General features: G+C 61.8%; 1 pseudogene. It reads right to left on the reverse strand.

Annotation, left to right across the window (positions count from 1 at the left end):
• Positions 1–322: pseudogene (locus tag ENTHG_RS00240) on the reverse strand (sodium-extruding oxaloacetate decarboxylase subunit alpha); the annotation flags it as partial.

Genomic DNA, 322 nt, shown 5'->3' on the forward strand with positions numbered 1-322 from the left:
AATGGCTTTGAGCAGGGCCATCTCCGCCATCCCGGTGGTGGCATGCGCATGCAGGTGCAGGCGCACGTTAAAGCGTTTTTTGATTTCGCTGACCAGTTCATACGCGGCAGAGGGCGTCAGGATGCCGGACATGTCTTTAATCGCAACGGAGTCGACACCCGCTTCCAGCAGCTGTTCGGTCAGGTCGAGCCAGGTCTGCAGGGTGTGCACCGGGCTGGTGGTGTACGAGAGGGTACCCTGGGCATGCGCCCCGTGACGGCGTACCGCCTGTAATGCCGCCTGCATGTTGCGCGGGTCGTTCATGGCGTCGAAGACGCGGAAG

It is taken from the genome of Phytobacter massiliensis JC163, from assembly GCF_000321045.1.
Lineage (GTDB): Bacteria > Pseudomonadota > Gammaproteobacteria > Enterobacterales > Enterobacteriaceae > Phytobacter_A > Phytobacter_A massiliensis.